Below are 8,172 nucleotides of genomic sequence, written 5' to 3'. Positions count from 1 at the left end.
AAGATCGTTGCGCCACAGCTGTACATCGCGGTCGGTATCTCTGGCGCGATCCAGCACTTGGCCGGGATGAAAGACTCCAAAGTGATCGTTGCGATCAACAAGGACGAAGAAGCCCCGATCTTCCAGGTGGCCGATTACGGTCTGGTGGCGGATCTGTTCGAAGCCGTACCTGAGCTGGAGAAGCTGGTCTAATCCAGCGGCTTCACTTATAAAGAGCCCGACCTTTTGGTTGGGCTTTTTTTTGTCTCGGTTCTGAGTGGGAGCGTTTTGCCATGGATCTGCGCTGCGGATTGTTATTGGGATTGGCCCTATTGCCTGGGTTGGCAACGGCCGCCGGCAAGTGCGAGCGCCTCGTCGTCACCGGCAGCCCGGACGCGCCGCCGTACCTGTGGCAGGATCCGCAGAATCCCAAGCAATTGATCGGTGCCAGTGCCGATCTGTTGCAGCAAGTGGCCAAAGACCTGGGTATCAAGGTCGAGTTGCTCTACGCGGGCAAACGATCACAGGCCCTCGATGAAGTGCGCAGTGGCCGTATGGATATGCTGGCCGATGCGCCACTGACCCTCAACGAGCTGGAAAACTTCGACTACATCCATCCGCCGCTGCTGGAAAATGATTACCTGGTGTGGACACGTAAAGGCTCGACTCTGGCCTACACCGAAGCCAAAGACCTGCACGGCCATTCCGGTGGCTTGTCGGAAAAGTCTCGAATGACCCAGGCATTTGGCACCTTCGCTGATCAGCAATTGACCCTTACTCGGACAGCAAACCTCACCCAGGCCTTTCAGAAATTGCTCCTGGGAGAGGTGGAATATGTACTCGCCGGACGTTACTCGGGCATGGCCGCCGCGCAGGCGTTGGGCATGGCCAATGACTTGCTGGCCTTCGAGCAACCCATTGATCGACCGGGGCTGTATCTGGCGGTTTCTCATAACTCGGCGTGCAACGATCCGTGGTTGCGCGGACAGTTGGCCAAAAAGATGACAGAATTGCCCGCGTCCGGACTGACGGAAACCGCGCTGCAACGCAATATCGAGCGCTGGAAGGCGCAGCAGCAACAGCCGCAACAACCTGTCAGTGCCCCAAAACAGTAGGGATTCTTAGTGAGTATTCGACCTCTTTTCGCGGCGATGGCCGTTCTGGCCATGGCCGGTTGCGCGACCGATCCGGCACCCAATGAACAAATGCGCCTGACCGAACAAACCATCGCCCAGGCCAAGGCCGTCGGCGCGACCGCCGATGATGTGCCGGAAATGAAACTGGCGGAAACCAAGTACAACCGGGCCAAGGGCAGCATGGCCGATGAGTCCTACCGAAACGCGCGCATGCGCGCCGAACAGGCCGAACTCGACGCGCGTCTGGCAGAAGCCAAAGTGCTGACGCAAAAGAGCGAAGCACAACTGAACGTGCTCAACACCCGCATCACCCGTCTGCGCAAGCAACTGGGAGATGCCCAATGAGCCTCAAGTCCAAAGTTCTCGGGGGTGTGATCCTCGCCGGTTGCGCCAGCCTGTATGGCTGCGCCGGTCAACACAGCGAATCCGCTCTGCAAGAGGCCAGCGCCGACTTCCAGAAGGTCAAGGAAGATTCCAACGTGCTGCGTATCGCGCCGAAGGACGTGATACGCGCCGGCGAATCCCTGGCCCGTGCCGATCGCCTGTCCACTTATTGGGGCAGCGGTTCGGACGTGGTGCATTACGCCTACCTGAGTCAGCGATACAGCGAAATTGCTCGCGAACACACCAATAAGGTGCTCAACGAAGAGCGCGCAGCCAAACTCGAACTGGAGCGTCAGCGCCTGCAACTGGCGCTGCGCGAATCGAAACTGTTGAGCGTTCAGCAGCAGGGCAAATGGCTTGAAGAACAGATCGTCGCTCTGGCCACCACGCAGACTGATCGCGGTTTGGTGATGACTCTTGGCGATGTGCTGTTCGATACGGGTGAAGCGGAGCTGAAAAACTCGGCCAACCGCGTCGTTCTGAAGATCGTGCAGTTCCTGCAATTGAATCCGAAACGCGTGGTGCGTATCGAGGGTTACGCCGACAGCACCGGCGGCAAACAGGAAAACCTCAAGCTGTCCCGCGACCGCGCGCAGTCGGTAGCCGATGTGCTTATGGACCTGGGCATCGACGACAAACGCATTCAGGTCGAAGGTTACGGCGACGAATACCCGGTGGATGCCAACGCTTCCGAGCGTGGACGCGCACAGAACCGTCGGGTGGAAATTGTCTTCTCCGACGAAAAAGGCCAGCTTGGCGCCGCCCGTTAAGGGTTGCGTCTCTGGAAAGCCCGGGCTGTCATGCAGCGCCGGGCTTTTTTACGTCTGTCGAATAGCTCGCAAATCAATACAGTTGTGGCAGACACTGCACTGTATGGTCGACTAGAGTGACAACTGTCCCAGTACACTTCTAAACTGTTCCGGTATTGTTTCACACAAGAATAAAATGCCCGTGAAATCGAGTGCTGCGTCATGACCAATCTCTTGCTCTACCAACGTATTGCTCAGCAACTGGCCGAAGACATCCGCCGTGGTGTCTACCAACCGGGAGAACGCGTGCCATCGGTGCGCAAGATGAGCTCGCAGCTCAACGTCAGCCATGCAACGGTGTTGCAGGCTTACGCCAACCTCGAAGATCAGGGCCTGATTCGCGCGCGGCCACAGTCCGGTTATTACGTGCACCAGACCCCGGCGCTGACGGCGCCTACGCCGGATATAGCCCGGGTCGAACGGCCTGGTCTGGTCACGCGCAGCAGCATCATCCAACAAGTTCTGGTCGAGTCGCGCCGCGAAGGTGTGTTCCCGTTGGGCGCCGCCGTACCGAGCGTTGACTATCTGCCAGTGCGCGCGCTGCATCAGCAACTGGCCAAAGTCACTCGCTTCCACAGTCCACGGGCCTTCAGCTACATGTTCAGCCCGGGCTTCGAACCGCTTCGCCGGCAAGTGGCGATCCGCATGCGCGACGCCGGCGTGGTGGTTGATCCCTCGGAAATCGTGATCACCCACGGTTGTGTCGATGCCTTGCAGATGTCATTGCGCGTGCTGACCCGACCGGGCGACCTGATCGCCGCCGAGTCGCCAACCTATTACGGACTGTTGCAACTGGCCGACCTGCTGGGCCTGAAAGTCATCGAGATTCCCAGCGATCCTGCCACCGGCATGAGCCTCGAAGCACTGCAACTGGCCGCCAACCAGTGGTCGATCAAGGCGCTTGTGCTGACCACACGCCTGAGCAATCCGCTGGGCGGCACCATGCCTGAAGAGCGGCAGAAACAACTGCTGCGCCTGGCTTCGGATTTCGATATTCAGATCGTCGAAGACGATATCTACGGCGAATTGATGTTCGAACAGGGCCGCACCAAAGCGCTGAAGGCTTACGACCGGCTTGACCGAGTCATCTATTGCTCAAGCTTCTCCAAAACCCTGTCGCCCGGTGTACGCATCGGCTGGATGATCGCCGGCAAGTATCAGCAGGAAATTCAGCGCTTGCAGACCTTCAGCACGCATTCGGCGTGCAGCGTGACGCAGATGGCGATTGCCGCTTATCTGGAAAACGGCGGTTATGACCGGCATTTACGGTACATCCGCCAGGAATACCGAAAAAACCTCAGCGCGTTCCAGCTGGCGGTGCAGCAGTACTTCCCCGAAGGCACGCAGATGTCCCGGCCCACGGGCGGTTTCATCCTGTGGGTGAGTCTGCCGGGACGGGTCAATACTCAGGAATTGCATGTCCGCGCATTGCAGCAGGGCATCAGCATCGCACCGGGCCTGATCTTCAGTAATACCGAGCAGTTCAACCACTGTATCCGCCTGAACTGCGGCATTCCGTGGAACCGCGAGGCGGAGAGGGCGTTGATGACGCTGGGCCTGCTGGCAACCCAACTGTGCCAGGAAACGACTGGCGGATTCTGAACGAGTGGCCGGTGATGCTTGTCTTGTGGCGCTCAACAAGCGAGCATATGGCCCTCTGCCGTTAGTGTCGTTGGGTCCATGAAAGCGATTTTTTCTGCCGCCGGGATTGTGATTTTTTCGCTGATGATCAGTCATGCGCCAGAGGTCATGGCGGCTGCGGTTCAGGATAAACCGGCAGCGACGACCCCGGCGCAAAAGCCGGCGGCGAACAAAAAAGCCGTCCCGGTAAAAAAAGCGCAACCCAAGAAAGCCACCCCGGTGAAGAAACGCAAACCGGTGGCTTCCAAGTCCAAACCCGCCAGTGAAATAGCAAAGTCGAAATTGCCGCCAGCCAAATTGGACCTGAGTCTGCCCAGGGACATGGTCCAGGAATTGAAACCTGAAGGCACTGTCCCGCTGCCCAAGCGTGAAGCGATCCTGCCGCAGATGTTTGGCGAGAAAAACAGCGGATTCCAGCTCAACGGCCGTTTGCTCAGCAACGAAATGCAGCTGCAGTTGCGCAACGATGAGCGCCGGGACGTGGAAGGCGCGGCGCTGGATTTCGAATTCAAACAGTAAAAGCCACCCATCTGTGACCCGCGAAGCAGACGCTTTGTCGGAGACTGGTCAGTCATTTTCACTTATCCGTAAAAACCCCGGTTCAGGGAATTTGAAACAGCCGTTTTAGCGGTTACCCTGTCCGCGTCTCTTTTTACACATTACCCGTTGCGAGGACTTGTTCGTCATGAAATGCCGTGAAGGCTGTGGCGCTTGCTGCATTGCCCCTTCCATCAGCTCGGCGATTCCCGGCATGCCTGATGGCAAACCTGCCGGCGAACGTTGCGTGCAACTCTCGGTCGAAAACCTGTGCAGCATTTTCGGCCGTCCAGAGCGCCCGGCGGTCTGTTCCGGCTTCGCTGCCGATGTCGAGGTGTGTGGCAGCAGTTCGGAAGAAGCGATCAGGTTGATCGGCTGGTGGGAGCAAATGACGGCGGCGTGATGTGTCAAACGAACGGAACTTCAACAATAAGGAATAAGACTATGGGTTCGCTGCACCGTATCGCTGTGTTGTGTGGTTTGACTGCCGTGCTGGCGACTTCGGCCGCTCAGGCTGAAGACTGGAAGGTCGCCAAGAACGAGGACGGCATCAAGGTTTCCCTGAGTGAAGTGCCGGGTTCGGACTACAAGTCCTATCAGGGCGTCGCCCTGATGAAGACCACCATCGCCAAACTGCGCGCACTGCAGGAAGACGTCTCCGGCGCCTGTGCGTGGATTCACGAGTGCAAGACCCAGAAACTGCTCAAGCACGAGGGCGATCAGAGCTGGACTTACAGCCAGTTCAACACGCCTTGGCCAGTCACCCCGCGTGATTCGGTGCTGCGCATCACCACTGTTGAGGGCGCCGATGGCAGCCTGACTCGCAACCTTGAAGGCGTACCGAAGTACATTCCTGAAGAGAAAGGTTTTGTCCGCGTGGTCAAGGTCGAGGGTTTCTGGAAGTTCGTGCCCAAGGGCGATCAGGTCGAAGTGACCTACCAGGTGCACACCGAGCCAGGCGGCAGCGTGCCGTCGATGATTGCCAACAAGTTTGTCGTCGACGCCCCGTTCAACACCCTTAAAGCTCTGAAAGAACGTGCCGAGAAGTAATCGCCGCGCTTGCAGTAAAACGCCCCGAACAATTCGGGGCGTTTTGTTTTAGAGCTTTATTGTGTTTCCAGATATGCGTTGAACGAAATTTTCACAATGCGTTCAAGACAATTCGCCCGCGCTGTTTGCATGCTGTACCTGTCTGCTGCGGCATTAAATGAGAGTGTCCAGCGGCGTGGTAGTAATCAATGGCAATGGCGCGGGTGATCGTGCAACATTTGCGCACCGCGCACGCCCCAGGGTCGGGAATGACCAATAGAGGGCATGGCGCCGCTGTATTTTTGCAACTTCAACTTCCAATGGGTCCTAAAACGACATGGCAAACCCGGACGCCCTGAATCAGCAGCGATCTTCCAGTCGCCTGCTGCAACCGACCGTCAAATCGCATCTGGCCTACACGCTGCTTTGTGCGCTGGTCATGATGGTGATGTTTTCCGTGCTGCGCCTCGCGCTGCTGGTCTACAACCGCGAGATGATCCTCGATACCCCGGCTTCGACGTTCCTCGAAGCCTTCGCCAACGGCCTGCGTTTCGACCTGCGCCTGGTGGTCTACCTCTGCATTCCGCTGGTGCTGTCACTGTTCAGTGCGCGGGCCATGGCAGCGCGCGGTTTCTTCCGTCTGTGGCTGACCGTCGCCTCGAGCATCGCGCTGTTCCTCGGCCTGATGGAGATGGACTTCTACCGCGAGTTTCACCAGCGCCTCAACGGCCTGGTGTTCCAGTACGTGAAGGAAGACCCGAAAACCGTGATGAGCATGCTCTGGTACGGTTTCCCGGTGGTGCGCTATCTGCTGGCCTGGGTCATCGGCACTGTGATCCTGACTCTGGCGTTCAAAGGCGCCGACCGTGCCACGCGTCCACGTGGGCCATTCAGCGGTGGCAGCGTCAGCACTCGCCAAGTGGCGCCGTGGTATACGCGCCTTGCGGTGTTCGTGGTTTGCCTGCTGATCTGCGTAGTCGCGGCCCGTGGCACTCTGCGCCAAGGTCCGCCGATGCGCTGGGGTGATGTCTACACCACCGATTCCAACTTCGCCAACCAGCTCGGCCTTAACGCCACGCTGTCGCTGATCGAGGCCGCCAAGTCCCGCATGGGCGAGGATCGCGACAACATCTGGAAAGCCACGCTGCCGCAAGAGCAGGCGCAGAAAGTCGTGCGTGACATGCTGCTGATGCCTGACGAAAAACTGGTCGATGCCGATATTGCCGCCGTGCGCCGTGATTACACGCCGCCGACCGACAAGACCCTGCCGATCAAGAACGTCGTTGTGATCCTGATGGAAAGCATGGCCGGTCACTCGGTTGGCGCCTTGGGCGCTCCGGGCAACATCACGCCTTACCTGGACAAACTGTCCAAGGAAGGCCTGCTGTTCGACCGTTTCTTCTCCAACGGTACGCATACCCACCAGGGCATGTTCGCGACCATGGCCTGCTTCCCGAACCTGCCGGGCTTCGAATACCTGATGCAGACTCCGGAAGGCAGCCACAAGCTGTCCGGCCTGCCGCAGGTGCTCAGCGCCCGTAATTACGACGACGTGTACGTCTACAACGGCGACTTCGCCTGGGACAACCAGTCGGGCTTCTTCAGCAACCAGGGCATGACCAACTTCATTGGTCGTAATGACTTCGTCAACCCGGTGTTCTCCGATCCGACCTGGGGCGTGTCCGACCAGGACATGTTCGACCGTGGTCTGCTGGAGCTCAAGGCGCGGGAAAACGGCAAGCCGTTCTACGCGCTGCTGCAAACCCTGTCCAACCACACGCCGTACGCCTTGCCGACGCCATTGCCGGTCGAGCGCGTGACCGATCGAGGCTCGCTCAACGAGCATTTGACCGCCATGCGTTACGCCGACTGGGCGTTGGGTCAGTTCTTCGAGAAGGCCCGTAAGGAGCCGTACTTCAAAGAGACCCTGTTCGTAGTCGTCGGCGACCACGGTTTCGGTAACGAGCGTCAGATCACTGAAATGGACCTGGGCCGCTTCAACGTGCCGATGCTGATGATCGCACCGGGCATCCAAGAGAAGTTCGGTACCCGTGACCACACCGTGGGCACGCAGATCGACATCGTGCCGACCATCATGGGGCGTCTGGGTGGTGAAGTGCGTCATCAGTGCTGGGGTCGTGACCTGCTCAACCTGCCGGCGGGCGACACCGGTTTCGGTGTGATCAAGCCGTCGGGCAGCGATCAGACCACCGCCATCGTCACTGCCGACCAGATTCTGGTGTTGCCGAGAGACAAGGGCATGGGGCCGAAGGTCTGGCAGTACCAATTGGGGGCCAATCCGCAAGCCGAAGTGATTCCGGATGCAGCGCGCACCGCCGAGTTGAAACTCAAACTCGAAGCGTTCCTGCAAACGGCGACCAAGAGCCTGATGGATAACACCGCTGGTGTGATCCACGGCAAGCCGGACTGATCGATCTGTAAAAGAAAGCTGCGCGTGTCTAGTCCTGAAATAGGTTTACACCTGTTTCAGCCTCAAAACGCCCGATGCACCGCATCGGGCGTTTTGTATTTCAGCGACAGATGAGGCCGCTCGTTGTTATAGATCTGCACCGACTCGTCCACCATCCGGATGGCCTCTGCAAAATCATTGGGGCGATGCAGCAATAACTCGTTTTTCAATATCCCGTTCACACGCT

General features: G+C 58.4%; 10 protein-coding genes. 9 read left to right on the top strand and 1 reads right to left on the bottom strand.

The features are described 5' to 3' along the window. The 9 genes from ACIOVB_RS26370 to ACIOVB_RS26330 all read left to right on the top strand — a co-directional run. A partial coding sequence (locus tag ACIOVB_RS26370; protein WP_222931631.1) for an FAD-binding protein occupies positions 1–192 on the top strand: 192 nt, incomplete at its 5' end. Positions 193–272: 80 nt separating this feature from the next. Continuing rightward, entirely contained in the window at positions 273–1,094 is an 822-nt protein-coding gene (locus ACIOVB_RS26365) for a substrate-binding periplasmic protein (RefSeq protein WP_401272144.1), read from the top strand. Positions 1,095–1,103: 9 nt separating this feature from the next. Beyond that, on the top strand, positions 1,104–1,460 hold the full coding sequence (locus ACIOVB_RS26360) for a DUF4398 domain-containing protein (RefSeq protein ID WP_401272143.1): 357 nt from the start codon (positions 1,104–1,106) through the stop codon (positions 1,458–1,460). Next, positions 1,457–2,269, top strand: a complete 813-nt coding sequence (locus ACIOVB_RS26355; protein WP_305439095.1) for an OmpA family protein — start codon at positions 1,457–1,459, stop codon at positions 2,267–2,269. Before ACIOVB_RS26360 ends, ACIOVB_RS26355 begins: the two co-directional genes overlap by 4 nt. A gap of 201 nt (positions 2,270–2,470) precedes the next feature. Then, positions 2,471–3,910 (top strand): PLP-dependent aminotransferase family protein, encoded by a 1,440-nt coding sequence (locus ACIOVB_RS26350; RefSeq protein ID WP_401272142.1) that lies wholly within the window; start codon positions 2,471–2,473, stop codon positions 3,908–3,910. 78 nt (positions 3,911–3,988) lie between these two features. Next, the gene (locus tag ACIOVB_RS26345; RefSeq protein ID WP_401272141.1) at positions 3,989–4,468 is read left to right on the top strand and encodes a translation initiation factor 2; all 480 of its coding nucleotides are present in this window, start codon (positions 3,989–3,991) and stop codon (positions 4,466–4,468) included. 166 nt (positions 4,469–4,634) lie between these two features. Then, entirely contained in the window at positions 4,635–4,889 is a 255-nt protein-coding gene (locus ACIOVB_RS26340; protein WP_187677754.1) for a YkgJ family cysteine cluster protein, read from the top strand. Between the two features lie 41 nt (positions 4,890–4,930). Next, positions 4,931–5,536, top strand: a complete 606-nt coding sequence (locus ACIOVB_RS26335) for an START domain-containing protein (protein WP_187677753.1) — start codon at positions 4,931–4,933, stop codon at positions 5,534–5,536. 316 nt (positions 5,537–5,852) lie between these two features. Continuing rightward, positions 5,853–7,946: an LTA synthase family protein gene (locus ACIOVB_RS26330; RefSeq protein WP_401272140.1), complete on the top strand. Its 2,094-nt coding sequence runs from the start codon at positions 5,853–5,855 to the stop codon at positions 7,944–7,946. Between the two features lie 62 nt (positions 7,947–8,008). On the opposite strand, the gene ACIOVB_RS26325 is transcribed toward ACIOVB_RS26330, so the two are convergent. Then, positions 8,009–8,172, bottom strand: a 164-nt coding sequence (locus ACIOVB_RS26325) for an integrase core domain-containing protein (RefSeq protein ID WP_401272145.1), incomplete at its 5' end; no start/stop codon positions are given.

This window comes from Pseudomonas sp. NPDC087639, from assembly GCF_044743385.1.
Taxonomy (GTDB): Bacteria; Pseudomonadota; Gammaproteobacteria; order Pseudomonadales; family Pseudomonadaceae; genus Aquipseudomonas.
The sequence above is the reverse complement of the archived record's forward strand: the minus strand, read 5'-3'. Positions and strand labels throughout refer to the sequence as shown.